Origin of the sequence: Rhodococcus sp. 06-235-1A, assembly GCF_002258785.1 — a bacterium.
GTDB lineage: Bacteria > Actinomycetota > Actinomycetes > Mycobacteriales > Mycobacteriaceae > Rhodococcoides.
Genome location: NZ_NOYI01000003.1, coordinates 338,877 through 364,456 on the forward strand (window position 1 = coordinate 338,877; position 25,580 = coordinate 364,456).

General features: G+C 64.8%; 26 protein-coding genes. 17 read left to right on the top strand and 9 right to left on the bottom strand.

What is annotated here, in order from left to right; genetic code table 11:
- Position 1 precedes the first annotated feature (1 nt).
- From CH275_RS03470 to CH275_RS03485, 4 genes are read right to left on the bottom strand one after another with little or no spacing between them, the layout of a single operon-like run.
- The gene (locus CH275_RS03470; RefSeq protein WP_094675109.1) at positions 2 to 718 is read right to left on the bottom strand and encodes a metal-dependent transcriptional regulator; all 717 of its coding nucleotides are present in this window, start codon (positions 716 to 718) and stop codon (positions 2 to 4) included.
- Between the two features lie 37 nt (positions 719 to 755).
- Positions 756 to 1,628 carry a metal ABC transporter permease gene (locus CH275_RS03475; RefSeq protein ID WP_094675111.1) on the bottom strand — a complete coding sequence of 291 codons (873 nt, stop codon included), beginning with the start codon at positions 1,626 to 1,628 and terminating at the stop codon, positions 756 to 758.
- Between the two features lie 3 nt (positions 1,629 to 1,631).
- On the bottom strand, positions 1,632 to 2,444 hold the full coding sequence (locus CH275_RS03480; protein WP_094675113.1) for a metal ABC transporter ATP-binding protein: 813 nt from the start codon (positions 2,442 to 2,444) through the stop codon (positions 1,632 to 1,634).
- The gene (locus CH275_RS03485; RefSeq protein ID WP_256990835.1) at positions 2,441 to 3,322 is read right to left on the bottom strand and encodes a metal ABC transporter substrate-binding protein; all 882 of its coding nucleotides are present in this window, start codon (positions 3,320 to 3,322) and stop codon (positions 2,441 to 2,443) included. Before CH275_RS03485 ends, CH275_RS03480 begins: the two co-directional genes overlap by 4 nt.
- 184 nt (positions 3,323 to 3,506) lie before the next feature.
- Here CH275_RS03485 and CH275_RS03490 point away from each other — a divergent pair, with 184 nt between their 5' ends.
- From CH275_RS03490 to CH275_RS03505, 4 genes are all read left to right on the top strand, one after another.
- Entirely contained in the window at positions 3,507 to 4,475 is a 969-nt protein-coding gene (locus CH275_RS03490; RefSeq protein WP_094675117.1) for a bifunctional riboflavin kinase/FAD synthetase, read from the top strand.
- A gap of 134 nt (positions 4,476 to 4,609) precedes the next feature.
- Entirely contained in the window at positions 4,610 to 4,879 is a 270-nt protein-coding gene (gene rpsO / locus CH275_RS03495) for a 30S ribosomal protein S15 (protein ID WP_032397847.1), read from the top strand.
- Positions 4,880 to 5,274: 395 nt separating this feature from the next.
- Complete coding sequence (locus CH275_RS03500; RefSeq protein ID WP_094675119.1) at positions 5,275 to 7,536, top strand: polyribonucleotide nucleotidyltransferase; 2,262 nt, start codon at positions 5,275 to 5,277, stop codon at positions 7,534 to 7,536.
- A gap of 67 nt (positions 7,537 to 7,603) precedes the next feature.
- Positions 7,604 to 8,890 carry a M16 family metallopeptidase gene (locus CH275_RS03505; protein ID WP_094675411.1) on the top strand — a complete coding sequence of 429 codons (1,287 nt, stop codon included), beginning with the start codon at positions 7,604 to 7,606 and terminating at the stop codon, positions 8,888 to 8,890.
- Here the strand turns inward: CH275_RS03505 and CH275_RS03510 are convergent.
- The gene (locus CH275_RS03510) at positions 8,871 to 9,443 is read right to left on the bottom strand and encodes a TetR/AcrR family transcriptional regulator (RefSeq protein WP_256990836.1); all 573 of its coding nucleotides are present in this window, start codon (positions 9,441 to 9,443) and stop codon (positions 8,871 to 8,873) included. The two genes, CH275_RS03505 and CH275_RS03510, sit on opposite strands and share 20 nt — an antisense overlap.
- Before the next feature lie 53 nt (positions 9,444 to 9,496).
- Here CH275_RS03510 and CH275_RS03515 point away from each other — a divergent pair, with 53 nt between their 5' ends.
- On the top strand, positions 9,497 to 10,171 hold the full coding sequence (locus tag CH275_RS03515) for a lysophospholipid acyltransferase family protein (RefSeq protein WP_094675123.1): 675 nt from the start codon (positions 9,497 to 9,499) through the stop codon (positions 10,169 to 10,171).
- Positions 10,168 to 10,968, top strand: a complete 801-nt coding sequence (locus tag CH275_RS03520; protein WP_094675125.1) for an SDR family oxidoreductase — start codon at positions 10,168 to 10,170, stop codon at positions 10,966 to 10,968. The genes CH275_RS03515 and CH275_RS03520 overlap by 4 nt, the downstream gene beginning before the upstream one ends.
- An 18-nt stretch (positions 10,969 to 10,986) precedes the next feature.
- On the opposite strand, the gene CH275_RS03525 is transcribed toward CH275_RS03520, so the two are convergent.
- Positions 10,987 to 11,730 carry a polyprenol monophosphomannose synthase gene (locus CH275_RS03525; protein ID WP_094675413.1) on the bottom strand — a complete coding sequence of 248 codons (744 nt, stop codon included), beginning with the start codon at positions 11,728 to 11,730 and terminating at the stop codon, positions 10,987 to 10,989.
- Positions 11,731 to 11,830: 100 nt separating this feature from the next.
- A complete protein-coding gene (locus tag CH275_RS03530) occupies positions 11,831 to 12,592 on the bottom strand; it encodes a 2-phosphosulfolactate phosphatase (RefSeq protein WP_094675127.1) in 762 nt (253 codons plus the stop codon).
- A gap of 66 nt (positions 12,593 to 12,658) precedes the next feature.
- Between CH275_RS03530 and CH275_RS03535 the strand changes: the two genes are divergently transcribed.
- Positions 12,659 to 13,093 (top strand): hypothetical protein, encoded by a 435-nt coding sequence (locus CH275_RS03535; RefSeq protein WP_094675129.1) that lies wholly within the window; start codon positions 12,659 to 12,661, stop codon positions 13,091 to 13,093.
- 9 nt (positions 13,094 to 13,102) lie between these two features.
- Positions 13,103 to 15,385: an FHA domain-containing protein gene (locus tag CH275_RS03540; protein WP_094675131.1), complete on the top strand. Its 2,283-nt coding sequence runs from the start codon at positions 13,103 to 13,105 to the stop codon at positions 15,383 to 15,385.
- An 8-nt stretch (positions 15,386 to 15,393) separates the two neighbouring features.
- Here CH275_RS03540 and CH275_RS03545 read toward each other — a convergent pair whose 3' ends face one another.
- The gene (locus CH275_RS03545) at positions 15,394 to 15,669 is read right to left on the bottom strand and encodes a hypothetical protein (RefSeq protein ID WP_094675133.1); all 276 of its coding nucleotides are present in this window, start codon (positions 15,667 to 15,669) and stop codon (positions 15,394 to 15,396) included.
- 98 nt (positions 15,670 to 15,767) lie between these two features.
- Here CH275_RS03545 and CH275_RS03550 point away from each other — a divergent pair, with 98 nt between their 5' ends.
- Complete coding sequence (locus tag CH275_RS03550) at positions 15,768 to 16,418, top strand: AMIN-like domain-containing (lipo)protein (protein ID WP_094675135.1); 651 nt, start codon at positions 15,768 to 15,770, stop codon at positions 16,416 to 16,418.
- 80 nt (positions 16,419 to 16,498) lie between these two features.
- Positions 16,499 to 16,948 (top strand): hypothetical protein, encoded by a 450-nt coding sequence (locus tag CH275_RS03555; RefSeq protein WP_094675137.1) that lies wholly within the window; start codon positions 16,499 to 16,501, stop codon positions 16,946 to 16,948.
- A gap of 1 nt (position 16,949) precedes the next feature.
- Here the strand turns inward: CH275_RS03555 and CH275_RS03560 are convergent, their stop codons facing one another.
- Complete coding sequence (locus CH275_RS03560) at positions 16,950 to 17,663, bottom strand: aquaporin (RefSeq protein WP_094675415.1); 714 nt, start codon at positions 17,661 to 17,663, stop codon at positions 16,950 to 16,952.
- A 291-nt stretch (positions 17,664 to 17,954) separates the two neighbouring features.
- On the opposite strand from CH275_RS03560, the gene CH275_RS03565 reads away from it, so the two are divergent.
- From CH275_RS03565 to CH275_RS03595, 7 genes are read left to right on the top strand one after another with little or no spacing between them, the layout of a single operon-like run.
- A complete protein-coding gene (locus tag CH275_RS03565) occupies positions 17,955 to 18,314 on the top strand; it encodes an NADH-quinone oxidoreductase subunit A (RefSeq protein WP_032397854.1) in 360 nt (119 codons plus the stop codon).
- A 54-nt stretch (positions 18,315 to 18,368) separates the two neighbouring features.
- Positions 18,369 to 18,923 (top strand): NuoB/complex I 20 kDa subunit family protein, encoded by a 555-nt coding sequence (locus CH275_RS03570; RefSeq protein ID WP_094675139.1) that lies wholly within the window; start codon positions 18,369 to 18,371, stop codon positions 18,921 to 18,923.
- Positions 18,920 to 19,582, top strand: coding sequence for an NADH-quinone oxidoreductase subunit C (locus CH275_RS03575; RefSeq protein ID WP_094675141.1), 663 nt, complete (start codon positions 18,920 to 18,922; stop codon positions 19,580 to 19,582). The genes CH275_RS03570 and CH275_RS03575 overlap by 4 nt, the downstream gene beginning before the upstream one ends.
- The gene (gene nuoD, locus CH275_RS03580) at positions 19,582 to 20,880 is read left to right on the top strand and encodes an NADH dehydrogenase (quinone) subunit D (protein WP_094675143.1); all 1,299 of its coding nucleotides are present in this window, start codon (positions 19,582 to 19,584) and stop codon (positions 20,878 to 20,880) included. Before CH275_RS03575 ends, nuoD begins: the two co-directional genes overlap by 1 nt.
- On the top strand, positions 20,877 to 21,770 hold the full coding sequence (gene nuoE / locus CH275_RS03585) for an NADH-quinone oxidoreductase subunit NuoE (protein WP_094675145.1): 894 nt from the start codon (positions 20,877 to 20,879) through the stop codon (positions 21,768 to 21,770). The genes nuoD and nuoE overlap by 4 nt, the downstream gene beginning before the upstream one ends.
- 1 nt (position 21,771) lies before the next feature.
- The gene (nuoF, locus tag CH275_RS03590) at positions 21,772 to 23,073 is read left to right on the top strand and encodes an NADH-quinone oxidoreductase subunit NuoF (RefSeq protein ID WP_094675147.1); all 1,302 of its coding nucleotides are present in this window, start codon (positions 21,772 to 21,774) and stop codon (positions 23,071 to 23,073) included.
- 23 nt (positions 23,074 to 23,096) lie between these two features.
- Positions 23,097 to 25,559, top strand: coding sequence for an NADH-quinone oxidoreductase subunit G (locus CH275_RS03595; RefSeq protein ID WP_094675417.1), 2,463 nt, complete (start codon positions 23,097 to 23,099; stop codon positions 25,557 to 25,559).
- Positions 25,560 to 25,580: the final 21 nt, after the last annotated feature.

The following is a 25,580-nucleotide window of genomic DNA, read 5'->3' on the forward strand; positions in this document are numbered from 1 at the left end:
ATCAGTTGGCCGGAACCATCCAGATGGCTTCGGCGGCGCGGTGACCGAGGTCGATTGCGTCCTTGGTACCGGTGCGAGCGAGTTCGATGGCAACGGTTCCGGCGTAGTCGCGTCGTTCGATCACCGTGATCGGTAGGTCGAGCGTGATGCCGACGGAATCGAAGTAGCGAAGCATTGCCGGGTCGGAATCGGAGATTCGGGCAACGCGGCCGGACTGTCCGTCCAGGTACTCGCTCAGGCGCGTTGCGGACGGCGTGTCGATTGCGCCGTCGACCGAGGGAATCGGGTCTCCGTGCGGATCTCGCTCGGGGTGGCCGAGTTTCGCGTCGATGCGGTCCATCATCAGGTCGGAGACGGCGTGTTCGAGGATCTCGGCCTCGTCGTGCACCTCGTCCCATCCGTATCCGAGTTCGCGAACCAGGTAGGTCTCGATCAGACGGTGCCGACGAACCATTCCGATGGCAGCCAGGCGGCCCTTCTCGGTCAGCGAGATCGCTCCGTACCGGGCGTGGTCGACCATGCCCTGGTCGGCGAGCTTGCGAATCGCCTCGGACACCGTCGATGCGGAGACACCGATGCGCTCGGAGAGCATCTTGGTGCTGACGGAGTCCTCGCTCCACTCGCTGGCCGTCCAGATGACCTTCAGATAGTCCTGCGCAACCGCCGACAGCTGGACGCCCTCGTCGGCCGGAGCGGGATCGTCTTTTCGTTGCGCCACGTCGCCGAGCTTAGGCAATCCAATGGAAAAAGACACCTCACCCGGCCGGAGCTGTCGGCACCTGTCCGCGTTGCCGGAGAGCACGGGTGACGATGCCCTGTGACGGGCTGAAGAGGTACGCGAGCACGAAGACGAGCCCCTGGGTCAGCACGACGCTGCCACCGGAGGACACGTCGAGGTAGAAGCTGGCATAGATCCCGACCAGCGCGCATCCCACCGAGATCAGTGGTGCCAGCACCAGCATCCGGCCGAAGCTGTGCGTGAGCAGATACGCCGACGCACCGGGGGTGATGAGCATCGCCACCACGAGAATCACGCCGACGGCCTGAAGTGCCACCACGGTCGTCAACGCCAGCAGGGTCAGCATCACGGCCGAGATAACGGTCGGATTGATGCCGACGGCCCGAGCCTGGGTGCGGTCGAATGCGAAGAGCGTGAAATCGCGACGCTTGACGACCATGACGGCGAGCGCAATGCCGCCGAGAACGAACACCTGAATCATGTCTGCCTGCGATACGCCCAGGAGATTGCCGAACAGGATGTGGTTGAGGTCGATCTGGCTGGGAAACTTCGAGATCAGGACGACACCGAGCGCGAACAAGGTCGTGAAGACGACGCCGATCGCGGCGTCCTCCTTGACGATGGTGGTGTTGCGCACGACCCCGATGGCGCCGACTGCGATGAGGGCGAACAGGAGAGCGCCGATTGCGAACGGTGCACCCAACAGATACGACAATGCGACGCCGGGGAGCACTGCGTGCGAGACGGCGTCGCCCATCAGAGACCAGCCGATGAGGACGAGCCAGCAGCTCAGCACAGCGCACACGATCGAGGCGGTGACGGTCACCAGGAGCGCCCGCTGCATGAAGGTGTATTCGAGTGGGTCCACGAGAAAGTCGACGAGGTACACGGTTCAGCTCGCTTCCGTGGTTCGGGTGGCGGGAGTTCGAGTGCCCGCACCGAGCTGGTCGACCTTCGACGGGTCGATGCCGAAGGCCAGCGCGAGGTTCTCCGGTCTCAGTACCTCGGCCGGACTGCCGTGCATCAGCACCCGCTGCTGCAGCAGGATCGCCTCGTCGCACAGATCCGGTAGGGCGTGAAGATCGTGCGTGGACACGAGAACCGAGGCTCCGTGCGCGGCGAGTTCGCGCAGCAGCCGGGTGATGGTCGCTTCGGTCTTCTTGTCCACTCCGGCGAAGGGCTCGTCGAGCAACAACAACGACGCCTCCTGGGCGATGGCGCGGGCGACGAACGCTCGTTTGCGTTGGCCACCGGAGAGTTGGCCGATCTGTCGGTTCGCGAGTTCGCCGAGGTCGACGCGCTGCAGTGCCTCGTCGACGGCCAGTCGATCGGCTGCGCGGGGGGTGCGGAGGAAGTTCTGCTTCCCGTATCGGCCCATCATCACCACGTCGCGCACGCTGATCGGGAACGTCCAGTCGACTGATTCCGCCTGGGGCACGTAACTGACCGTGCCTGCCTTGCGTGCCTGGGCAGGGTCGCCGCCGAACACGGTGATCGAACCGGAGTTGGGCCTGACGACGCCCATGACGGCCTTGAACAGCGTCGATTTGCCCGATCCGTTCATGCCGACCAGCCCGCACACCCGACCCGGTGCGAGCGTCAGGCTGGCATCGACGAGTGCCACGACGTCTCGATATCGGACGTTGACGGTATCGACCGTCAGAGCTGCCCCGTTCTCGTGCGGTGCTGCAGCATGCTCGGTCATCGTTCTCCTACCAATGCGTCGGCGATCAACCGTGCGTCGTAGCGCAGTAGATCCAGGTATGTGGGGACGGGGCCTGCCGCATCGCTCAGCGAGTCGACGTAGAGCTTTCCCCCGAATCGAGCACCGGTGTCCTCGGCGACCTGCAGCTGTGCCTTGTCCGAGACGGTCGACTCGCAGAACACGGCGGGTACGTCGTTGTCACGAACGAAATCGATGGTGCGCACCACCTGCTTCGGCGTTCCTTCCTGCTCTGCGTTGACCGGCCACAGGTAGGCCTCCTGCAGGTCGAAGTCGCGGGCCAGATAGCCGAATGCACCTTCACAGGTGACGAGTGCACGCTGACGTTCGGGCAGGGCGGAGAGGTCTGCGTCGAGTTCGGTACCGACCTCGCGGAGTTGTCCGATGTAGCCGGCTGCGTTGGCTCGGTAGTCGTCGGTGTTGGCGGGGTCGAGGGCGACGAACGCGTCGGCGATGTTCTCGACGTACGTCTCGGCCACGACCGGGGACATCCATGCGTGGGGGTTCGCTTTGCCCGCGTAGGCGTCGTCGCGGATGTAGATCGGGTCCACATTCGCACTCACCACTGCGTGGGGTGCGGGGATGCGCTCGACGAATTTCTCGAACCAGGCCTCCAGTCCGAGTCCGTTGTCGAGGATCAGCTCGGCCTGCTCGGCCGTACGCAGATCTCCTGGCGTCGGTTCGTAACCGTGGATCTCGGCACCGGCTTTTGTGATGGATTCCACTCGTAAATGATCGCCGGCGACATTGGCGGCCATGTCGGCGAGGACGGTGAATGTCGTCAGAACCAAGGGTCTGCCGTCGTCGAGCGCAGTGTGATCGTCGTCGCCCACGGACCGGGCGCAGCTGGTCGACGCCACTACTAGTAGTCCAGCCACGGCCCAGCTCGCAACCACTCGTCCGGCGTGGGATCCATCCGAGCGAAGAAAAAAGTTAGGCACCCCGAAATATTTACCGTGGGGATACCTTTTTGTCCATACCTGCCGCACACGACACGCCTGTCCGAGAGTGACCGGGCGGCCGTGGGGCCGTAGGCTTCCCGGTGTGCAGAGATGGCGAGGTCTCGACGATGTACCTGCCGACTGGGGCAGGTGCGTGCTCACGATCGGCGTATTCGACGGCGTTCATCGTGGACACGCACAACTGATCGGGCGCGCGGTGGCCGCAGCGAAGAAGCGCGGCGTTCCGAGCGTGCTCATGACGTTCGATCCCCACCCGATGGAAGTGGTCCGGCCCGGAAGTCATCCCGCCCAGCTGACAACGCTGACCAGGCGGGCCGAGTTGGCCGAACAGCTGGGAATCGAAGTGTTCTGCGTCATGCCGTTCACGCCCGAGCTGATGAAGCTGACGCCCGAGCGGTACGTGCACGAGATTCTCATCGAACGGCTGCACGTTGCCGAGGTCGTCGTCGGCGAGAACTTCACGTACGGCAAGAAGGCGCTCGGCACCGTTCCGATGCTGCGCAAGATCGGGGAACGGGCAGGATTCGCGGTCGACGGAGTGAACCTGCTCGCCGAGCACGCCGTGACCTTCTCCTCCACCTACATCAGATCCTGTGTGGACGCGGGAGACGTCGCTGCCGCCACCGCCGCGCTCGGGCGTCCGCATCGCGTGGAGGGTGTCGTCGTGCACGGCGATGGACGAGGCCGCCAAATGGGCTATCCCACAGCCAATGTTGCGCCGCCCATGTATTCGGCCATACCCGCGGACGGTGTCTACGCGGCGTGGTTCACCGTGCTCGGGCCCGGTCCGATCATGGGTACGGTGACGCCGGGGGAGCGGCACCCGGCCGCGGTGTCGGTGGGGACCAATCCCACGTTCTCGGGTCGAACCAGGACCGTCGAGGCATTCGTACTCGACGGCGAGGCAGACCTGTACGGGCAGCATGTGGCAGTCGACTTCGTCGACCGGCTGCGCGGCATGGAGAAGTTCGACTCCATGGAGGCGCTCGTCGAGGAAATGGGACGCGATGCCGAGCGAGCCCGCTCGATTCTGGCGGCGAGCACGGCCTGATAGGCTGTCCCCTCGGTGCTCGCTGCGGTCCGTGGCGGCTGTACCGGCTTCGATCCCCTCGTGTCGACCTCGGTTGCTCGATGGGGGCGCGTTGCTTCCTTTCACGCGGACGTCATTGATCAGGAGTAGTACCAGTGGCATTGACCACCGAACAGAAGAAGGCCGTTCTCGGCGAGTACGGCTTGCACCCCACCGACACGGGCTCGCCCGAGGCGCAGGTTGCAATGCTCACCAAGCGCATCGTCGACTTGACCGAGCACCTCAAGACGCACAAGCACGACCACCACTCCCGCCGCGGCCTGCTGCTGCTGGTCGGACGTCGTCGTCGTCTGCTCAAGTACATCGCGAAGGTCGACGTCACCCGCTACCGCTCGCTCATCGAGCGTCTGGGTCTGCGTCGATAATTCGCATCGACGCGAGGTTGTCACCGACGCACGGTTCGACGCGCCGGTGCGCACCCGACTCGCAGCAATAGTGCAGTAGCCAACGAGGCAGTGCTTAGACTGTTCCTCGTTGGCTATCTGTGTTTGTACCGCAAGAACAGTTACGCCAGCACGAAGAAGCGGATGCACGGCATCCGCACACCGCCGTGTATGCCTGTCACGCCGTGGTGACGGTCTTCGGTAGTGGCCTTTCGGATACGAGATCCGGCGGGCTTCGATCGATGGCCGCCTCCGCGCAGCCGCGTCCCGAGAGAATCTCTCGTCGGATGGACGGCACAGGTATGCCGCCACAGCCAGGAGGGCTAGTGGTGTGTCCGCGCGGGCACGGCAAAGACGAGAGGACGAGAAGAGAACATATGACAGAGACAACAACCGTGGACATCGAAGAAGGCGTCTACGAAGCAACCGCGATCATCGACAACGGCACGTTCGGCAAGCGGACCATCCGCTTCGAGACCGGTCGCCTCGCACAGCAGGCCGCAGGCGCAGTTGCCGCGTACCTCGACGAGGACACGATGCTGCTGTCGGCGACGACCGCAGGCAAGCACCCCCGCGAAGGGTTCGATTTCTTCCCGCTGACGGTCGACGTCGAAGAGCGCATGTACGCGGCCGGCCGTATCCCCGGATCGTTCTTCCGCCGCGAGGGTCGTCCGTCCACCGACGCCATCCTCACCTGCCGCCTGATCGACCGGCCGCTGCGTCCGACGTTCGTCGACGGACTGCGTAACGAGATCCAGGTCGTCATCACCGTGATGAGCCTCAATCCCGCCGATCTGTACGACGTCGTCGCGATCAACGCGGCCTCGGCTTCGACGCAGATCGCCGGACTGCCGTTCTCCGGCCCGATCGGCGGCGTCCGCGTCGCACTGATCGACAAGCAGTGGGTCGCGTTCCCGACCAACGAGCAGCTCGAGAAGGCCGTGTTCAACATGGTCGTCGCCGGCCGCATCGTCTCCGGCTCCGGTGCCGACGCAGACGTCGCCATCATGATGGTCGAAGCAGAGGCCACGGAGAACGTCATCGAGCTCATCGAGGGCGGTGCCACCGCCCCCAACGAGTCGGTGGTCGCCGAGGGCCTCGAGGCTTCGAAGCCCTTCATCGCTGCCCTGTGCACCGCACAGCAGGAGCTCGCGTCCAAGGCAGCCAAGCCCACCGGCGACTACCCGGTCTTCCCGGCGTACCAGTCGGACGTCTTCGAGGCCGTCGAGAACGCCGCGAAGATCCCGCTCAACGAGGCACTGACCATTGCGGGCAAGGCCGAGCGTGAGAGCAAGCTCGACGAGGTCAAGGCTCAGGTCCTCACGTCGGTCGGAGACAGCTTCGCCGGCCGCGAGAAGGAGATCGGTGCCGCATTCCGTGCACTGACCAAGAAGTCGGTTCGCCAGCGCATCCTCACCGATCACTTCCGCATCGACGGTCGCGGCATCACCGACATCCGGTCGCTGTCCGCCGAGGTCGCGATCATTCCGCGTACCCACGGATCGGCCCTGTTCGAGCGCGGCGAGACCCAGATCCTCGGCGTCACCACTCTCGACATGGTCAAGATGGCGCAGCAGGTCGACTCGCTCGGGCCCGAGACGTCCAAGCGATACATGCACCATTACAACTTCCCGCCGTACTCCACCGGTGAGACCGGCCGCGTCGGTTCGCCGAAGCGTCGCGAGATCGGGCACGGCGCACTCGCCGAGCGCGCTCTGCTGCCGGTGCTGCCGAGCCAGGCCGAGTTCCCGTACGCCATCCGTCAGGTCTCCGAGGCACTGAGCTCCAACGGCTCGACCTCGATGGGCTCGGTCTGCGCGTCGACTCTGTCGCTGCTCAATGCCGGTGTGCCGCTGCGTGCCCCGGTTGCCGGTATCGCGATGGGCCTCGTGTCCGACGAGGTCGACGGCGAGACTCGTTACGTCGCACTCACCGATATCCTCGGTGCCGAGGACGCGTTCGGTGACATGGACTTCAAGGTCGCCGGAACCAAGGACTTCGTCACGGCGCTGCAGCTCGACACCAAGCTCGACGGCATCCCCTCCAAGGTGCTCGCCGGCGCGCTGTCGCAGGCCAAGGATGCTCGCACGACGATCCTCGAGGTCATGGCCGAGGCCATCGACACCCCGGACGAGATGAGCCCGTACGCACCTCGCGTTACCGCGATCAAGGTGCCGGTCGACAAGATCGGCGAGGTCATCGGGCCCAAGGGCAAGATGATCAACTCCATCACCGAGCAGACCGGTGCCAACATCTCGATCGAAGATGACGGCACTGTCTACGTCGGTGCAGCGGACGGACCGTCCGCACAGGCCGCGATCGACATGATCAACGCCATCGCCAACCCGCAGCTGCCGAAGGTCGGCGAGCGATTCCTCGGAACCGTCGTCAAGACAACGGCTTTCGGTGCATTCGTTTCGCTGCTCCCGGGCCGCGACGGACTGGTGCACATCTCCAAGCTCGGTAACGGCAAGCGCATCAACAAGGTGGAGGACGTCGTCAGCGTCGGATCCAAGTTGCGCGTCGAGATCGCCGATATCGACAACCGCGGCAAGATCAGCCTCGTTCCCGTCGAGGACGACAACGCGGCTGCTCCCGCCGACGCTCCCGAGGCACCCGCCGAGGTCAGCGCTGAGTAAGAAGCAATCGAGTCGAACGGTACGTCCCCTCGGGACGTACCGTTCGGCCGTTCCAGAGAGCGCAGGCATCGACACCGGCGTGCAACGCACCACTCTGCCCGGTGGTCTTCGGGTCGTCACCGAGTTCGTGCCCGGCGTTCGCTCTGCCTCGGTCGGTGTGTGGGTCGGAGTCGGCTCACGGGACGAGCAACCCAGTGTTGCCGGTGCAGCGCACTTCCTCGAACATCTGTTGTTCAAGTCGACTCCCACGCGCAGTGCCCTCGAGATCGCCCAGGTGATGGACGGTGTCGGGGGAGAGTTGAACGCGTTCACCTCGAAGGAGAGCACCTGCTTCTACGCGCACGTGCTCGACGAGGACGTGGCGCTCGCCATCGATCTGGTCAGCGATGTGGTGCTGCGCGGCCGGTGCCGATCGGCAGATGTGGACGTCGAGCGTCAGGTGGTCCTCGAAGAGATCTCCATGCGCGACGACGATCCCGAGGACCTGCTGGGAGATGCCTTCCTGGAAGCGATGTTCGGCGATCATCCGATCGGACGCCCGATCATCGGATCCGTCGAATCCATCGAGTCGATGACGCGTGCGCAATTGCACTCGTTCCACGTTCGCCGCTATACGCCGCAGCGCATGGTCGTCGCGGTCGCGGGCAACGTCGATCACAAGCAGATCGTCTCGCTCGTGCGCCGGGCTTTCTCGGGTCATCTGGAGAAGGGCGTGCGGCCGGCCGAACGACGCGGTGGCACAGCGAGATTGCGTAATGCTCCCACGTTGAGCCTGACGACTCGTGACAGCGAGCAGGCGCACCTGTGCCTCGGCGTGCGTGCGTTCGGCCGACATGAAGGGCATCGTTGGGCATTGTCCGTTCTGAACTCGGCCGTGGGCGGGGGGCTCAGTTCTCGCCTGTTCCAGGAGATCAGGGAAGAACGCGGCCTGGCGTACTCCGTGTATTCCTCGGTGGACACGTTTGCCGACAGCGGTGCGTTCTCGGTGTACGCGGGCTGTCAGCCGGAGAACTTGGGCGAAGTGACCACGGTGATCAGGGAAGTGCTGGCCAAGGTCGCTTCGGAGGGCATCACCGACGCCGAGTGTGCTCGGGCGAAGGGTTCGTTGCGGGGCGGATTGGTTCTGGGACTGGAAGATTCGGGTTCTCGGATGAACCGGATCGGTCGCAGCGAACTGAACTACGGTAATCACCGCGACATCACCGATACCTTGGCGCGGATCGACAGCGTCGGCAACGACGAAGTACGCGAGGTCGCTGCAGTGTTGCTCGATCGTCCTTTCGGTGCCGCGGTGGTCGGTCCCTATAAGAACGTCCGCCAACTGCCTGCGTCGGTCAAGTCCCTGGTTCGGTAGCGTCGGCGATCGCGTCGCGCACTGCGCGGCGGGTCAATTCCGTCACCGCCGAACGATCGGTGATCGGCTCGAATGCGTGTGTGGAGTTGAGCGCCGCTATTCCGTGCACGGAGGTCCACAGTCGTAGGGCGGTGAACTGTGGATTCTCCGTCGCGACGGCAGCGAGTGTCGAGGTGAGAGCTTCGAACAAGGGGCGCGATTGTTGTCGCAGATTCTCACCGGAGCCCTCGAGCAGGTCGTGCCGAAAGATGAGAGCGAACATCGAGGGGCGCTGCGCCGCGAACTGCACGTACGCGTACGCCATCGCATCCAGTGCATCTCGGGGCGAATCCGACTGTTGTGCAGCAGAATTCAGCGCGGTCCCGAGATCGACCAGACCGACTCGGGCCACGGCCGCAGCCAAAGCACTCAGGGTCGGAAAATACCGTCTCGGTGCGCCGTGCGATACGCCGGCTTCACGCGTGACCGCTCTGATGGTGAGCCCGCCCTGCCCCTCGCTTTCGAGCAGGCGGACACCTGCGTCCACCAGTCGAATCCGAAGGTTGTCAGGCACGTAGACATTGTCTACTCTCGGCCGTGACGTTGTCCAGCCGAGAGGGTTCATCGATGTGGTACTCACTGTTCAAATATGTGCTGATCGGGCCGATTCTCCGCATTCTGGGTCGGCCGACGGTGGTCGGGATGGAAAATCTCCCGACGTCGGGCCCGGTGATCGTCGCCGGAAATCACCTCACCGTCGTCGACTCCTTCTTTCTCGTTCTCCTGGTTCGGCGTCGGATCACTTTCATCGCGAAGAGCGAGTACTTCACCGGCCGTGGAATCAAGGGCGCGGCGCTTCGGTGGTTCTACAGCGCGACGGGTCAGGTTCCGGTCGATCGACGCGGTGCCGACGCTTCGGCTCCAGCGCTCGAGGCCGCGAAAAGCATTCTGCGACAGGGGAAGGTGTGGGCGGTATATCCGGAGGGAACTCGATCTCCTGACGGCCGGCTGTACAAGGGCAAGACCGGCCTGGCGAGAGTGGCGATCGAGACGGGGGCGCCCGTCGTGCCGGTGGTGATGCACGGGACGCTCGGAGTAAACCCGGTGGGTTCGAGGATGTGGCGGCCGGGCAAGGTCCGTATGGTCGTCGGCGAACCATTGAATTTCACGAGATATGCAGGGGGAGAGAACAGCAAGGCCATTCTGCGGGCGGTCACCGATGAGGTGATGGCGGCGCTGGCGAATCTGTCGGGGCAGGAATACGTCGATGTGTACGCCGCGTCGGTCAAGGAAGCGGCATGAGAAACTCGGACGTGCCGGCACGAGGCAGAACAGTTCTCGTCACCGGCGTGGGTCGGCGGCAGGGAATCGGCTTCGCTGTCACCCGCCGTCTGCTGCAGGACGAGACTACCCGCGTCTTCGCGCAGTCGTACGACGGCTACGACGTCACCGAGCCGTGGGGAGCCGACACACCGGGAGCAGGGCAAGTGTTGGCCGAGTTGTCCACCGCTACCGACAGGCTCGGCCACCTCGACATCGATTTCGTCGATCCCACGGCACCGGTAACTCTGTTCGACGCGGCCGAATCCAGGCTCGGCACCATCGATTCTCTGGTGGTCAACCATGCGCGGTCGCAGCTGGGTGATCTGGATTCGATGACGGCGAAGTCGCTCGACGTGACCTGGGCGGTGAACGTGCGAGCGTCTCTGCTTCTGGTGCAGGAATTCGTGCGCCGCTACGTGGATCATCCCGACGGTGGTCGCGTCGTATTGTTCACCTCCGGCCAGGACCAGGGGCCGATGCCGACCGAAATTCCCTACGCGGTGAGCAAGGGTGCCATCGCGTCGATCACCCCTACCCTGGCCGACTCGGTGATCGAGCGAGGCATCACCGTCAACACGATCAATCCGGGTCCTACCGACACCGGCTGGGCCGGCACCGATCTGGACGAATTCGTCCGACGCCACATGCCGCGCGGTCGGTGGAACTCACCCGAGGAGGCTGCGGCTGTCGTAGCGATGTTGCTCTCGCCCGACTCGAGCTCGATCACCGGTCAAGTCATCGATGCCGAAGGCGGATTCCGACGCTTCACGCCGTGAGCACGGCGGAGGCGTCGATCAGAGCTTCTTCTTGCCCAGCAACAACTTCCAGGGCACCAGGGCCGATTCGAGCTGTACCGATAGGCTCATCTTCGATTCGCCCTCGCTGCGCTCCTCGAATGTGATCGGAACCTCGGCGAGAGTGAGGCCGTGCTTGACGGTCCGGTAGTTCATCTCCACCTGGAACGCGTATCCGTTGCTCTCGACCGAGGCCACATCGATGGTGCGCAGAGTGCGTGCGTGCCATGCCTTGAACCCTGCGGTCGCGTCTTTGACGCCGAGCCGCAGGATGGTGTTGACGTAGAAGTTCGCCCACGCCGAGAGTGCTTTGCGGTGCCAGGGCCAATCGGCCGCAACGGCACCGCCGGGGACGTATCGCGATCCGAGAACCACGGCTGCGTCTGTCGTGTTCAGCTTGTCGATCATGGCCGGAATCACCTCGGTGGGGTGCGATAGATCGGCGTCCATCTGAATCACGATGTCCGCGCCCTCGTCCAGGGCGCGCGTCATACCGGCGACATATGCGCGGCCGAGCCCGTTCTTCTCGGTGCGGTGCAGAACGCTGACCTCGAGGGGACCGTCGATGGCCAGTTTGTCTGCGATATCGCCGGTGCCGTCGGGCGAATTGTCGTCGACCACCAGCACGCCGAGGCCCTCGACCTTCAGCCCGGCGAGCAGCTCGACGAGCTTGGGGAGGTTCTCCCGTTCGTTGTAAGTCGGTACAACGACGGTGGTCTTCGGGGCGACTCGTTCCGTACTCACCACCGTATGATCCGTGATTCGGGGTTCCGATCCAAATATCGGACACGATCGGCCGCGTCGGTTCGGTGTTTCGGGTCCGTGTCGGCCCCCGGATCGCCCGTCAGCGAGTCGCGTCCACGAACACCCCGTCGCGCAGAACCGGAACGCAGGAACTCGAACCGGTCTCCGCCGCGATCGCGACGTCCTCGGGATGTCCCATCGCCTCCAGTTCTCGCCCGGATGCGCATCGGTGCAGCTCGGAGCTCACATCGTTATGGACGGCTCGCCACGCCGCTGCGGCCGTCACCGCTTCCGGAGACGCGCCGGCAACGTTCGAATCGAGAAGTTCGGCGATGACCGCACCCGCACCCCACAGGTCCTCGACTGCGGGACGCAGTGACGCGTCGGGCCACCGTTCACCGGACGCTATGACGGCAATCACGGCGGTCGGGTTCTCGGCACGTATCCACGTCGCGACCGCCGCGGCATTTCTCAACGATGCGCCCACGCACAGCCCGGCCCGGCTCGCGAGTTCGTGCGCGATGGTGGAGCCGTTGGGCGAGGGCAGCACCAGGCGAGCGGGTGCCGGCGCGTTTCGTATGGTGGCCGGACACAGGCTGATGTGCCCCGGCGCGGCAGCCGAGCGGCCGACGGCAAGGGCCGCGTCGAACTGTTCGGCCAGCTGCACGGCTCGGTCGTCGCGCCATCGGCTCGGAATCACGTCGATACCCGCATCCATCGCCACTGTCAGTGTCGTCGTGAACGACAGGACGTCGACGATCACGGCGATGTCTGCCCCGTCGACGATGGCGTCGGCACCGGTGGAACCCCAATCGAATCGGAGTCCGTACGCGCTCTGAGACATTCCGGGGTCGGCAGGCATTGCCGAACGGTATCAAGACCGGTGACGGTGATACGTTCGGCGCCGAATCGATTGGGGGAGAGAAGGATGCAGTTGGAGCTGGACACCAAGGTGATCGTCCTCGCGGCCGGTCTTCTGCTGCTGTGGGCTCTGGGCCTGGGAGTGCTGAAATATCGCCAGATGTCGACCTCGGCGGACGGGACGGCACATAGATACGTCGACATCGCCCATCGAGCGGCGCTGATGTACTCGTTCGCCGCGCTCGTACTGGCCGTTCTGGCGCACTTCAGTGCCTGGCCGGTTGCGGTCGACCTCACCGCCGCATCGGTGGTTCTGCTGTTCTTCGTGGGTGCGATCGCCGGCTACACCGTCCACGGAGTCCGCCGGGACACGGAGAATCAATTCGTCCGGCCTGTTCCCGGAACGCACGTGTTCATGCACGCGTTGATCGTCGGCGAGATCGGCGGAACGGCCGTGCTCGTCGTCGGGTTCGTCGTCGAGCAGTTCTTCGGGCCGAACTAGGATCCGCCCATGGACAGTCGGGGGATTCCGTCGGTGACGGTGCGCATCGGGTCGGTGCACCGAACGTTCGACGGTGCAGTTCCGGTGACTATCGGACGAGACCAGGGTCATCTGCTACCGGTGCACGACCCGCTCGTCTCGAGACATCACGCCGAGCTGGTGTGGCACGGTCGGTGGACGATACGAGACACCGGGAGCGCCAACGGCACCTTCGTCGACGGGTCTCCGATCTCCGATGCCCTCGCGGTGTTCGCTCCCGTCGACATACGCCTCGGTGACCCGCGATCGGGCCCCCTGCTGACCATCGTCCCGAATACCGAACCACCGGATTCGACGGCGTACGTTCTCGCTCGACCCAATGTGCCGATCACGGTTCCGAAGTCCGGGCTGACTCTCGGCCGCGCCGACGACAACGACGTCGTGGTGTCCGACGTTCTCGTCTCGCGCAGGCATGCCAGGGTGTCGGCGGGACCGGACGGATTGTCGATCGAGGATCTCGGCAGCATGAACGGCACGTACGTCGGCGGTCACCGCGTCACCTCGACGCAACTGCTCGACGGGCAGGTGTTCACGATCGGGAACGTCGATTTTCTCGTCGTCGCCCGAGCCATCGTGCCAAGGGCGGCCGAAACGACAGGTGACGGTCTCGTGGTGCGTGCAGTCGGACTGGTCGTGGGGAGCAACAGAACACTCCTGACCGGGGTCGACCTCGACGCTGCGCACGGAACGCTGACTGCGCTGATCGGCCCGTCCGGCGCAGGTAAATCGACGCTGTCCACGGTCGTTTCCGGTGTGATCACCCCGACAACCGGCTCGGTCATGTTCGACGGTCACGACGTGCATGCCGAGTACGCGGCCCTTCGCGGGCGCATCGGCATGGTTCCACAGGACGATGTGCTGCACCGACAATTGACCGTGACGCAGGCGCTCACCTACGCTGCCGAGCTTCGCCTCCCACCCGACACCACGGCCTCGGACCGGGCGGCTGTCGTCGCGGGTGTCCTCGCCGAGCTGTCTCTGACCGAGCACGCCGACACTCGAATCGACGCCCTGTCCGGCGGGCAGAGAAAACGCGCATCGGTTGCGCTCGAATTGCTCACCGGCCCATCACTGCTCATTCTCGACGAACCGACCTCCGGCCTCGATCCCGCTCTCGATCGTCAGGTCATGGCGATGCTGCGAGAATTGGCCGACGCCGGGCGCGTCGTGATCGTCGTGACTCACTCGGTGACGTACCTCGATATGTGTGACCAGGTGTTGCTTCTCGCGCCGGGAGGCAAGCTCGCCTATCGCGGTCCGGCAGGGGGCGTAGGTCGGGCTCTGGGTACCGCGGACTGGGCCGATGCGTTCGCTGCGGTCGCCGCAGATCCCGATTCGGTGTTCGATGCGTACCGAGCACGGCAGCCGGGCCGTCCACAGCCGCCGGTCGCACCCAGAACCAGATCGGCAGGAGCGGACCGGGCTGGTTCCGCGACGACCTTCCGTCGACAGCTCGATACCGTTGCCCGTCGACAGCTGCGCCTCATCGCAGCGGATCGGGGCTACTTCGTCTTCTTGACCGTGCTACCGGTGCTGCTCGGTGTGCTGGCCCTTGTCGTTCCTGGCCGCAGCGGGTTCGGAGCAGCGGGCCAGGACGCGCCGACCGAACCCGTGCAGATCATGGTGCTGTTGATCGTGGGTGCCTGCTTCATGGGACTGTCGCTGTCGGCGCGTGATCTGGTGGGCGAGCGCACCATATTTCGGCGCGAGCGTGCGGCAGGTCTCGACCCCGGCGCCTACCTGGTGGCGAAGACGGCGGTATTCGGCGCAGTGGCGGTGGTACAGGCGCTGGTTCTGGTGTCACTGGTACTGCTGGGCAAGGGGTCTCCGGCGTCAGCGTCGCTACTGCCCGGCTCTTTCGTACACAGTGGCGCAATCGAATTGATGCTGGTGATCGCAGCCACCACCGCGTGTTCGGCGATACTCGGATTGGCGTTGTCGGCGATGGCGAAATCTGCAGAGCAGGTCATGCCGATGATGGTGGTCACGGTGATGGCGCAACTCGTGCTGTGCGGTGGCTTGATTCCGGTGACCGGACGAATCGTGCTCGATCAACTGTCGTGGCTGCTGCCCGCGCGGTGGGGATTCGCGGCGGGGGCATCGACGGTCGACGTTCGGTCGCACGTTCCCTCCGCGCAACAGGACGTGCTCTGGCAACACGAGCCGGCACCGTGGATTTTCAGCATGCTGGTGTTGTCGATCCTCGGAGGTCTGATGTTCGCCCTGGTGCGGCACCGGCTCAGCAGAACCTGACCGGGCAGCTACCTGGGGTCGAGGTAGAGCTCTGCGGTCTCGGTGGCGACCGCAGAGACAGCGGCAGCCAGTTCGGGCTCCAGGTCGAGTGCCCGGGTGAGACCCTCGCCGCGAAGGCCCTGTGTCCGGAGGAGCTCCCAGGCCTGCTCGACGAGCCGAACCGAGGTGGGATGATCCAATTCGGGGCGGTTGGACCGCAGTGCTGTCGCAGCCCAGTCGGCGTCGAACGTTCCGTTGGGTGGACCGAATACGCGCTCACCGGACGAATAACTTTTCGGCTCCATGCTCCGACGCTAGCAGGATCGACGGCCGGTGCAATCGTGACCGAATTGCGTCGGAGCAGCACTACCGAACCGAACGGTTTCTTCGATACGGTACGGCGATGCACGAAGGTCACCGCAGTGAGCCGGCAGCGTCCTTGACAGCCTGGTCACTTCTGGTCGTGCTGCTCGCCGGCTGCTCCGGTGCGGACGTCACCACCGAGATCGACGAGGTCTCGGCGAGCGCGAACTACACCACGGTCACGGGTTCTCTGGTGGTCGGAGATCCGTCCGCTGTTCCGGGTCCCACAGCACCTCCAACGGTTGAGATCCCCTACGTCGACGATCTTCCCCTGGATCTCGAAGGTGCCCGATATCCGGGAATGTCGCCGGTCGGGGTCACCGATGTGAGATTCGAGGGATCCTCGGCCGTCGAGTACCGGCTGGCGGGAAATGGGCCGGTGTCGTACACCGTGAGGTACGTCGACGAGGCCGTCCGGTATGCCACGAGTGAACCCGTGGCGGTGCCCGGAAAGTCCGTACTGCAGGTCGATCTGTCGGGGACGTCGACTGAACCGGACGATGCCGTCCCGGCCTACGCCGGGCCCGAGCGGATACGCAACGATGCGAATTCGGCCGTGGTCTCGGTCGACTTTCTCGCCGATCCCGGCGGAATTTCGCAATCGTTCATCGGCGTGGGTTCCGATCGGCCCGAGTTCGCGGTGACCACTACCGAGAACCCTGCAGCGGTGATCGTCACCATCGTGTCCTGACCGGCCCGGGATACGTCGAATACATTTCGGCCGTGGTTGTTTCGGCCCGCTCGCCGTGGCCCCGCTGTAGCATCGCCGGTGTGTCCGACGCCACAGCGGGAGAGAATCGACCAGCGCGCGTGCGGGTGATCGTCTACAGCAGCAATTCCGAGACTCGCGCTCAGGTGAAGTCTGCGGTGGGAACTCGACCGGATCCGGCGCTCGGCGAGATCGACTACGTGGACGTCGCTACGGCGGCCGTCGTCATCGAGCACTTGGATGCGGGCGGAGTCGACTTGGCCATCCTCGACGGTGAGTCCTCGCCCGTCGGAGGCCTGGGCTTGGCGAAGCAGCTCAAGGACGAGATCGACCCGTGCCCGCCGGTGCTGGTACTCATCGGACGTCCCGACGACCGGTGGCTGGCGGACTGGTCGCGCGCCGAGGCCGCCGTTCCCCACCCCTTGGATCCGATCCGGCTCGGGCGCGCAGTGGTCGATCTGCTGAGGCAGCACTCGGTACGCGTCGGTGCCCGGGTCTCTCGATCGCGGTAGGTCAGACCGTCTTTTCCGATGCGGGCACCGTCAGCACGAACCGGTGGATCGAGCCGGCGATGACAGCTCCGAGCACGGGGAACACCACGAACACCCATAGTTGCGACAGGGCAGGTCCGCCGGTGAGGAGGGCTGGGCCGAAGGACCGAGCAGGGTTGACCGAGGTCGAGTCGATTCCGATGCCCAGCAGGTGAACCACGGTCAAGATCAGGCCGATCGGGATGCCGGCCGCCACGACGGGGTGAACGGTGGGGGCCGTAGTGGCCAGTACGACGAGAACGAGCAAGCCGGTCGCGATCGTCTCGAACACCGCCACCGACGCCAGCCCGTATTCTCCGGGCGAGGAGCTGCCGAAACCATCGGTGCCCAGACCGTCCGACGCCATGTCGTATCCGGGACGGCCGGACGCGACGGCCAGTACGATCAGCGCGCCGATCACCGCGCCGACGGCCTGGGCGGCGATGTAGAACGCCGCCTTCATCGGGTTGATGGCGCGAGCTATCAGGGCTCCGATCGTCACGGCCGGGTTGATGTGGCATCCCGAGATCGGGCCGATCGCGTAGACGAGGGCGAGCAGGGTGAGCCCGAATGCCAGGGCGATGCCCGGGGTCCCGACTGTGTCGCCCGCGATGACGGCGGTGCCGACGCCGAAGATCACGAGCAGGGCAGTTCCCAGTCCCTCGGCAGCGAGCGCCGAGACGGAAATCGACTTCATCATTTCTCCTGTTCCATGTGGGCGGCCTCGTTGGCCGACCGGGTTCGTCGGAGGTTTGTCGTTGTCCTCGGACCGGATCGCATGGGGCCGATGAGTGATCTGAGTCACAGTGACGCCGTGTGGGCGAGATCGGGTGCCCCATGCGCGTCAACGGATTTCGAAACTGGACTCGTCGAAATCCCGCGAGATCGACACCGAACCCATACTGTGTGGTTCAGGTCACATTGGTACGGCCGTCGCATTTACTACGCGACGCCGGCGCGGTAGTCGATCGAGGGAGCAGATGCCGGGATGAACGCCTACGTTCCGATTCTCGTTCTCGGTGCCATTGCGGTCGTGTTCGCGGTCTTCTCGGTGATGGTCGGCACCATGGTGGGGCCCGCCCGATACAACCGTGCGAAATTCGACGCATACGAGTGCGGTATCGAACCCACGATGCACGCGCCTACGGGTCAACGATTTCCGGTGAAGTTCTACCTGACCGCGATGCTGTTCATCATCTTCGACATCGAAATCGTCTTCCTCTATCCGTGGGCGGTCCACCTCGACGTTCTCGGAGCTTTCGGGTTGGTCGCCATGGCGCTGTTCGTCGTCAACGTGTCGGTGGCCTACGTCTACGAATGGCGGCGAGGCGGGCTCGGCTGGGACTGATCGACCGAAAACGACGCACTGTACTCATTCAGCGAAAGCGAAAGAGCGTGATCGATGGGACTCGAAGAGAAGCTACCCAGTGGATTCCTGCTGACCACCGTCGAGGGGCTGGCCGGATACGCCCGTAAGGGTTCGCTGTGGCCCGCGACCTTCGGTCTCGCGTGCTGCGCGATCGAGATGATGGCCACCACCTCCGGTCGGTTCGATCTCGCCCGCTTCGGCATGGAGGCGTTTCGTGCGTCGCCTCGGCAGGCGGATCTGATGATCGTGGCGGGTCGCGTCAGCCAGAAGATGGGGCCAGTGCTGCGGCAGGTGTACGACCAGATGGCCGAACCGAAATGGGTCCTGGCCATGGGGGTCTGCGCGTCCTCGGGCGGAATGTTCAACAACTACGCGGTGGTTCAGGGAGTCGACCACATCGTTCCCGTCGACATCTACCTCCCCGGTTGCCCACCCCGACCGGAAATGTTGCTCAACGCAATCCTGGAGTTGCACAAAAAGATTCAGGAAATGCCTCTGGGTGTCAATCGCGATCAGGTGCGCGCCGCTGCCGAGGCCGCGGCGCTGTCGTCCACCCCGACGATCGACCTGAAGGGGCTGCTGCGATGACGGCCGAGGGGCCCCGCGGGATGTTCGGTGTCCGCGGCAGCGGCGACACCTCCGGCTACGGCCGACTGCAGCCGCCGACAGCGTCGGCGGACGAAGCTGTTCGGCCCTACGGCGGCTACTTCGACGCTGTGGTCGATCGGTTGGCGATGGTTCTCGATTCCGGCGACACGCCGGTGCGCTATCAGGACGCGGTCGAACGGGTGGTGGTCTTTCGCGGTGAGCTGACGCTGCATCTGTCTCGGGAGCATGTGCCCGCCGTGGCCCGGGCGCTTCGCGACGACGGTGACCTGAGATTCGAATTGTGCACGGGCGCATCGGGTGTGCACTACCCGGATCAGGTCGGCCGAGAATTGCGCGCGATCTACCATCTGGTGTCCATCACTCACGGGCACCGCCTTCGACTCGAAGTGGCTGTGCCCGATTCGGGTCCGCATACGCCGTCGCTCTGCGCGGTGTATCCCACCAACGACTGGCACGAGCGTGAGGTCTTCGACTTCTTCGGCATCGTCTTCGACGGTCATCCGGCATTGACGCGCATCGAGATGCCCGACGATTGGGTCGGTCACCCGCAACGCAAGGATTACCCGTTGGGCGGAATTCCCATCGAGTACAAGGGCGCTCGGGTTGCGCCACCCAACGAGCGCAGGTCGTACAACTGATGAGCGCAACGGACGAAACCATCTATGCGGTGTCGGGCCAGGACTGGGACGACGTGGTCGAATTGGCGCGCGGGTCCACCACGGAACGCATCGTCGTCAACATGGGCCCACAACACCCGTCCACCCACGGTGTGTTGCGGTTGATTCTCGAGATCGAAGGCGAGACCGTCACCGAGGCCCGGTGCGGAATCGGGTACTTGCACACCGGTATCGAGAAGAACCTCGAATACCGCAACTGGACTCAGGGCGTCACGTTCGTCACCCGAATGGACTATCTCTCGCCCTTCTTCAACGAGACCGCATACTGCCTCGGCGTCGAGAAGTTGCTCGACATCACCGACGACATTCCCGAACGCGCGACGGTCATCCGGGTGATGCTGATGGAGCTCAATCGAATTTCGTCGCACCTGGTCGCTTTGGCCACGGGCGGAATGGAATTGGGTGCCGTGACGGCAATGCTGTTCGGCTTCCGCGAGCGTGAACTGATTCTCGACGTCTTCGAGGCCATCACCGGACTCCGAATGAACCATGCCTACATCCGCCCCGGAGGGCTGTCCCAGGACCTTCCCGGTGATGCGATCGAGAAGGTACGCGAGCTGCTTCGGGTTCTGCCCGGACGACTTCGCGATCTCGAGCTCATGCTCAACGACAACCCGATCTGGAAGGCCCGGACCGAGAATGTCGGCTACCTGGACCTCACCGGATGCATGGCTCTCGGTGTCACCGGTCCGGTGCTTCGATCGACCGGGCTTCCCTACGATCTACGCCGGTCCGATCCCTACTGCGGCTACGAGAACTACGAGTTCGATGTTGTCACCGACACCGGATGTGACTGCTACGGGCGCTATCTGATTCGCGTCGAAGAAATGAAGGAATCACTCAAGATCGTCGAGCAGACGCTCGATCGGCTGCGGCCGGGACCGGTCGTCGTCGACGACAAGAAGATCGCCTGGCCGGCCGAGCTGGTCTCCGGACCCGACGGTCTCGGCAATTCTCAGGACCATGTGCGGACCATCATGGACACCTCGATGGAATCGTTGATCCACCACTTCAAACTCGTGACCGAGGGAATGCGGGTCCCGGCAGGCCAAGTGCTGTCCACGGTCGAGTCGCCGCGAGGCGAACTGGGTGTCCACATCGTCAGCGACGGCGGAACTCGGCCGTACCGAGTGCACTTCCGAGACCCCTCCTTCACCAACCTGCAGGCGGTGGCCGCAATGTGCGAGGGCGGAATGATCTCCGACGTCATCGCGGCGGTCGCCAGCATCGACCCGGTGATGGGAGGGGTGGACCGATGACCGTGCCGCGCTCGGAGCCGGTGCTCGTCCAGCTCGGAGCCCGCCCCGAAGAAGCAGTACAACTGGTGGGCCCCGACGTACGGGCGTCCTATCCCGTCGAAGTACGTGCCCGCCTGCGCGCGGACGCAGACATCGTCCTCGCGCGCTATCCCGAGGCTCGGTCGGCGTTGCTGCCGCTGCTGCACCTGGTGCAATCCGAGGACGGATATCTGACGCCGGCCGGAATCGAATTCTGTTCGGACGTACTCGATCTCACCGGAGCGGAGGTGACCGCGGTCGCGACCTTTTACTCCATGTACCGCCGCGAGCCCACGGGCACGTACCGCGTCGGAGTCTGCACCAACACCCTGTGTGCCGTGATGGGCGGCGACGCCATCATGGATGCACTACGGGACCACCTGGACATCGATCACGGCGGAACCACGGCCGACGGGGCCATCACCCTCGAACACATCGAATGCAACGCCGCGTGCGACTACGCGCCGGTGATGATGGTGAACTGGGAATTCTTCGACAACAGAACTCCGGAGTCGGCGCGGGAACTGGTCGATGCACTTCGATCGGGCACCCAGGTGACCCCGACCCGTGGCGCGCCGCTGTGCACGTTCCGCGAAACCGAGCGGATTCTCGCCGGGTTCGCCGACGAACGGCCCGGGGCACTCGAATCCTCGGGCAGCGCAGGCGACGCCAGTCTCGTGGGCCTGCGATACGCCCGAGAGCACTCGATGTCGGCTTCCCAGGACGTCGCCGGCTCGGAGGCCGGTCACCTCGATCTCGGAGCCGAGGCCGTGGCCGAGACGGTGCGTGACAAACCGGCTCCCGCACCCTCGGCGACCGTGCCGCCACAACCGAACACCACCGAAACCGATCCACGGACGAAGGGGGATTGACATGGCCCTCACGCCGGTGTTGAGCGAGTTCTGGGACGAGAACGGCTCGTGGACCCTGGACACGTACCGCAGTCACGACGGGTACGTGGGGCTCGAGAAGGCCCTCGCGATGGACCCCGACGACCTCATTGCCTTCGTCAAGGAATCCGGGTTGCGCGGCCGCGGCGGTGCCGGTTTCCCGACGGGAACGAAGTGGAGCTTCATTCCGCAGGGCGACGGGAAAGACCACTATCTGGTGGTGAATGCGGACGAGTCCGAGCCCGGCACCTGCAAGGACATGCCGCTCATGCTGGCGAGCCCGCACACGCTGATCGAAGGAATCGTGATCGCTGCGTACGCAATTCGCGCGTCGCACGCCTTCGTGTATGTCCGTGGTGAAGTGGTGCCGGTGCTACGCCGACTGCAGGCGGCGGTCACCGAGGCATACGCGGCGGGATACCTGGGCAGGGACGTTCTCGGAACGGGATTCGACCTCGAATTGGTGATACATGCCGGTGCCGGTGCGTACATCTGCGGCGAGGAGACAGCCCTACTCGACTCGTTGGAGGGTCGGCGCGGACAACCTCGCCTGCGTCCACCGTTCCCCGCGGTCGCAGGTCTGTACGCGCACCCGACGGTGGTCAACAACGTGGAATCCATAGCGAGCGTTCCGGTGATCCTGCGCAGGGGAATCGAGTGGTTCCGGTCGATGGGCAGCGAGAAGTCGCCCGGATTCACCCTGTACTCCATATCGGGCCACGTGGTTCGGCCCGGCCAGTACGAGGCCCCACTGGGGATCACCCTGCGCGAACTGCTCGGCTACGCGGGTGGCATCAGGCCCGGTCACGAGCTGAAGTTCTGGACCCCGGGAGGATCCTCGACGCCGATGTTCACCGGAGATCACCTGGACGTGCCACTCGACTACGAGGGCGTCGGTGCCGCCGGGTCGATGTTGGGTACCAAGGCACTGCAGATCTTCGACGACACGACCTGCGTGGTGCGAGCGGTGTTGCGCTGGACGGAGTTCTACGCACACGAATCCTGTGGCAAATGCACACCGTGTCGAGAAGGCACGTACTGGCTGGTGCAGATCCTGCGCCGCCTCGACGGTGGAACCGGCACCGAAGCCGACCTGACCACCCTGCTCGACATCGCGGACGGAATAGCCGGAAAGTCGTTCTGCGCGTTGGGAGACGGTGCCGCCAGCCCGATCGTGTCCTCGCTGAAGTACTTCCGTGACGAATACGTCCGGCACGTCACCGAGCAGGGATGCCCCTTCGATCCACACCGATCGACCCTGATGGCAGAGGAGCTGACGTCATGACCGGACCCATTGGGCGTTCCTCGATGTCCACTTCCGCACAGATCGGGCAACCGGTTGCCGAGATCGAGATGATCACCCTGACCATCGACGACCATGAGATCAGTGTTCCCAAGGGCACGTTGTTGATTCGCGCCGCCGAGCTCATGGGCGTGCAGATCCCGCGGTTCTGCGATCATCCCCTGCTCGATCCGGTGGGGGCATGCCGGCAGTGCCTCGTCGACGTGGAAGGCCAACGTAAGCCGTTGGCGTCCTGCACCACGACGGTGGCCGAGGGCATGATCGTGCGCACTCAGGTGACATCCGAGGCCGCGGACAAGGCGCAGCGCGGCGTCATGGAATTGTTGCTGATCAATCACCCACTCGATTGCCCGGTGTGCGACAAGGGTGGTGAATGTCCGTTGCAGAACCAGGCGATGGCTGCCGGCCGCACCGAATCCAGGTTCACCGAGACCAAACGTACGTACCCCAAGCCGATCCCGCTGTCGGCCGAGGTTCTGCTCGACCGCGAACGCTGTGTCCTGTGCGCCCGATGCACTCGCTTCGCAGCTCAGGTTGCCGGAGATCCCTCGATCGAGCTTCTCGAACGTGGTGCCGTCCAACAGGTGGGCATCTTCGGCAACGAGCCGTTCGACTCCTACTTCTCGGGAAACACCGTTCAGATCTGCCCGGTGGGCGCCCTGACCAACACCGAATATCGGTTCCGGGCGCGCCCGTACGACCTCACGTCGTCGCCGAGCGTGTGCGAACACTGCGCAGGAGGCTGCGCTCAACGCACGGATCATCGACGCGGCAAGGTCCTGCGCCGGCTGGCGGGTGACGACCCCCAGGTCAACGAGGAATGGAACTGCGACAAGGGTCGCTGGGCGTTCAAGTACGCGACCGAGCCGGATCGCATCACCGCGCCGATGATTCGAGACGAAACAGGTGCCCTGATCGAAACGTCGTGGTCGACTGCATTGGCGGCCGCGGCGACGGGGTTGGCCGCGTCGGTCGGGCATGCCGCGGTACTCGTGGGCGGACGGTCCACGCTCGAAGATTCCTACGCGTACGGTAAGTTCGCCCGAAAAGTACTGCACACCAACGATATCGATTTCCGTAACCGTGATCACAGTGCCGAGGAGGCGGACTTCCTGGCCGGTCGTATCGCGGCGACCGGGCTCGGCGTCACCTACTCCGATCTCGAGAATGCCCCCGTGGTGTTACTGGTCGGCTTCGAGCCCGAGGAAGAATCACCCCTGGTGTTCCTGAGGTTGCGTAAGGCGCACCGCACCCGCGGCGTTGTGGTCGCGTCGGTCGCACCCTTCGCCAGCCGCGGTGTACGGAAACTCGACGGCGTGCTTATGCAGTCGATTCCCGGCGACGAGCCGGGGTGGCTCGATGCGTTGCACGTCGGTGATCGCGGGACCGAATCCATCGCCCAGCTCCTCCGAGAGCCGGGGTCGATCGTTCTCGTGGGCGAGCGGCTGGGCTCGGTTCCCGGTGGGTTGTCCGCTGCGTCGAAACTGGCCGACGACACAGGCGCACATCTGGCGTGGATTCCGCGGCGCGCAGGAGAACGCGGGGCCCTCGATGCCGGTGCTCTACCGAATCTGCTGCCCGGCGGAAGGCCGCTGGCCGATTCGGCGGCTCGCGCCGAGGTAGCAGCCGTCTGGGGACTGGATGACCTCTCTGCGGACGCGGGTCGCGACACCGCCGCGATCCTGTCCGCGGCCGGGCCCGATCGAGCACTGGTCGCTGCGGGAATCGACCTCGACGATCTTCCCGATCCTCGCGCCGCGCTCGACGCGGTGGACCGATCTGCATTCGTGGTCAGCCTCGAACTGCGCCGCAGCGCCGTCACCGAGTGCGCCGATGTGGTGTTCCCGGTGGCCCCGGTGGTCGACAAGCCGGGGACCTTCGTCGATTGGGAGGGGAGACCTCGCACATTCGACACCGCACTCGGTGCCGGCGCGGTGCTGCCCGATCAGCGCGTTCTCGACGCCATCGCGGCCCAGATGGGTGTCGAACTGTCACTACCCGACGCGGCAGCGGCCCGCGCCGAGATGGCACGCCTCGGTACCTGGAACGGTCCGCGGACCGTCGTGGCTCGGGTGCCTCCGCGCGTGGAGGTGCCGTCGATCGCGCCCGGTCACGCGATCCTGGCCACCTGGCGGATGCTCGTCGATTCGGGGCGAATGCAGGACGGTGAGGACAATCTCGCCCAGACCGGCCGCGCACCCGTGGTCCGGTTGTCTGCGGCGACGGCGTCGAGCATCGGAGCGGAGCCCGGTGACCGGGTGAGTGTCGACAGTGACCGTGGCTCGATCACGTTGCCGCTTCGGATCACCGATCTACCCGACAACGTGGTGTGGGTACCGATGAACTCGCCCGACTCGTCGGTGTACCGCTCTCTCGGCGCGGCGTCGGGTGAGGTGGTGAGACTCCGCAAGGCGGAGCCGGCGCAAACAGCGGAGCCTGCGGAACGACCCGAAGGTGGAGCGTCGTGATCGTCGCCGCGCCCACCGATC

Excerpts from the sequence above, each read along its gene's own strand:
- CH275_RS03480 (WP_094675113.1), bottom strand. The coding sequence starts at position 2,444 with ATGACCGAGCATGCTGCAGCACCGCACGAGAACGGGGCAGCTCTGACG.
- CH275_RS03500 (WP_094675119.1), top strand. The coding sequence starts at position 5,275 with ATGACAGAGACAACAACCGTGGACATCGAAGAAGGCGTCTACGAAGCA.
- CH275_RS03515 (WP_094675123.1), top strand. The coding sequence starts at position 9,497 with ATGTGGTACTCACTGTTCAAATATGTGCTGATCGGGCCGATTCTCCGC.
- CH275_RS03520 (WP_094675125.1), top strand. The coding sequence starts at position 10,168 with ATGAGAAACTCGGACGTGCCGGCACGAGGCAGAACAGTTCTCGTCACC.
- CH275_RS03530 (WP_094675127.1), bottom strand. The coding sequence starts at position 12,592 with ATGCCTGCCGACCCCGGAATGTCTCAGAGCGCGTACGGACTCCGATTC.
- CH275_RS03535 (WP_094675129.1), top strand. The coding sequence starts at position 12,659 with ATGCAGTTGGAGCTGGACACCAAGGTGATCGTCCTCGCGGCCGGTCTT.
- CH275_RS03540 (WP_094675131.1), top strand. The coding sequence starts at position 13,103 with ATGGACAGTCGGGGGATTCCGTCGGTGACGGTGCGCATCGGGTCGGTG.
- CH275_RS03545 (WP_094675133.1), bottom strand. The coding sequence starts at position 15,669 with ATGGAGCCGAAAAGTTATTCGTCCGGTGAGCGCGTATTCGGTCCACCC.
- CH275_RS03550 (WP_094675135.1), top strand. The coding sequence starts at position 15,768 with ATGCACGAAGGTCACCGCAGTGAGCCGGCAGCGTCCTTGACAGCCTGG.
- CH275_RS03560 (WP_094675415.1), bottom strand. The coding sequence starts at position 17,663 with ATGAAGTCGATTTCCGTCTCGGCGCTCGCTGCCGAGGGACTGGGAACT.
- CH275_RS03565 (WP_032397854.1), top strand. The coding sequence starts at position 17,955 with ATGAACGCCTACGTTCCGATTCTCGTTCTCGGTGCCATTGCGGTCGTG.
- CH275_RS03570 (WP_094675139.1), top strand. The coding sequence starts at position 18,369 with ATGGGACTCGAAGAGAAGCTACCCAGTGGATTCCTGCTGACCACCGTC.
- CH275_RS03575 (WP_094675141.1), top strand. The coding sequence starts at position 18,920 with ATGACGGCCGAGGGGCCCCGCGGGATGTTCGGTGTCCGCGGCAGCGGC.
- nuoD (WP_094675143.1), top strand. The coding sequence starts at position 19,582 with ATGAGCGCAACGGACGAAACCATCTATGCGGTGTCGGGCCAGGACTGG.
- nuoE (WP_094675145.1), top strand. The coding sequence starts at position 20,877 with ATGACCGTGCCGCGCTCGGAGCCGGTGCTCGTCCAGCTCGGAGCCCGC.
- nuoF (WP_094675147.1), top strand. The coding sequence starts at position 21,772 with ATGGCCCTCACGCCGGTGTTGAGCGAGTTCTGGGACGAGAACGGCTCG.
- CH275_RS03595 (WP_094675417.1), top strand. The coding sequence starts at position 23,097 with ATGTCCACTTCCGCACAGATCGGGCAACCGGTTGCCGAGATCGAGATG.